This window comes from Loigolactobacillus rennini DSM 20253, from assembly GCF_001436505.1.
GTDB lineage: Bacteria > Bacillota > Bacilli > Lactobacillales > Lactobacillaceae > Loigolactobacillus > Loigolactobacillus rennini.
In genome coordinates this window covers 20,394-21,956 of record NZ_AYYI01000106.1, presented here as the reverse complement: position 1 = coordinate 21,956, position 1,563 = coordinate 20,394, and the positions used below count along the sequence as shown (strand labels likewise).

Annotated in this window: 2 protein-coding genes; both read left to right on the top strand. The window is 42.0% G+C overall.

The annotated features are described in order from the left end of the window. A partial coding sequence (locus tag FC24_RS11305) for a phage major capsid protein (RefSeq protein ID WP_202813629.1) occupies positions 1–1,086 on the top strand: 1,086 nt, incomplete at its 5' end. Between the two features lie 69 nt (positions 1,087–1,155). After that, the gene (locus FC24_RS11300; protein ID WP_057874944.1) at positions 1,156–1,485 is read left to right on the top strand and encodes a head-tail connector protein; all 330 of its coding nucleotides are present in this window, start codon (positions 1,156–1,158) and stop codon (positions 1,483–1,485) included. Positions 1,486–1,563: the final 78 nt, after the last annotated feature.

Genomic DNA, 1,563 nt, shown 5'->3' with positions numbered 1-1,563 from the left:
CCAGCCGATAAAGAGGATCCCGGTTTAGAAAAGCCGGACGAAGCTGGCGAAGATGAAAAACCGGAAGCTGACGACAAGCCAGCTCCGGAAGAAATACCGGATCCCGATACTGATAAGCCAGAAGCTGAGGCTGGCGAAGATGATGACAAAGACGATGACAAAAAGAAAAAAGGGGCGAAAAGATCGATGTCAAAATTAAACAACGAAGAAACTAACGAAGCCGTTTTAGCTTTTGAGGACTATATGCGCAGCAAAGGCGCCAAGCGGGATAACGTGAAGTCCGATGATGTCGGTGTAACTATTCCAGAAGATATCCAATATCAACCGGAAAAAGAAGTTAACACCGTCCAGGACTTATCGCAATTGGTACAAAAAACTTCAGTTAAAACGGCTAGCGGTAAATACCCGATCCTAAAGCGTGCAGACACTAAATTTAATACGGTCGAAGAATTGGAAAAAAATCCTGAATTAGCGAAACCGAAGTTTGAAACGATTGCGTGGGAAGTGTCTACCTATCGTGGCGCAATCCCAATTTCGCAAGAAGCACTCGATGACTCTGTCGCCAATCTGACCGCAATTGTCCAAGAAAATATCCAAGAACAAAAAATCAACACTTTAAATGTTGAAATCAGCAATGTCTTAAAGACGTTTAATCCGGCAACAGTTGAAGATGTTGACGACTTAAAGGAAATTGCAAACGTTAAGCTTGACCCGGGTTATGATCGGCAGATCATTTGTACTCAGTCGTTTTATCAAAAATTAGACACTTTAAAGGACGGAAATAACCGTTATCTCTTAGAAGATAGTATTACAAACACTTCTGGCAACGTTGTATTAGGCATGAACGTGACCGTGGTTCGTGATGACCTACTAGGTGAAAACGGTGATGCATTAGCCTTTATCGGTGACGTTAAGCGGGCTGTATTATTTGCTGATCGGTCAGATGTGTCAGTGCAGTGGATCGAAAATGAAATTTACGGTAAATATTTAATGGGCGCATTCCGATTTGATGTTGAAAAAGCGGATGGCAACGCTGGTTATTTTGTTTCTTTTGGCGAAGCTGATGGTGGTAAAGACACTCCCTAAAGAGCCCGCTAAATACAATAGTGGGGCCTCATATAATAGCCGTGCAACCTATAAATAGGAGGTGCTGGCGTGTTTAAAATTGATAACGTTGAATCAATTAAAAAAGCGATCCGAGTGGATCATGACTTGGATGACGATTTAATCATGGGCGCTTATTTGCCGGCAGCGGAAAAAGAGGTTCGAACGGCGGTTTCGTTAGACAGGGCTGACGAAGCCTTTTATCAAAATAATGCGGTTTACAACTTGGCTGTTTTAAATCTCGTTGCGCATCATTATGATAACCGATCAATTACTTCAAACGAGCCTGTTAATGACGTACCTGCGGCTTCGTTAAAGCTAATTCAGACGCTCCGCGCTGATTTAGTTAACTGGAGAAAGGATCAAGAAGATGAATCTTAATCAATTAGATTACCGGGTTATTTTTTATAAGGTTATCGTAAATAGCCCAGAAGCCGGTATGAATAAGTTAGAAGAAGC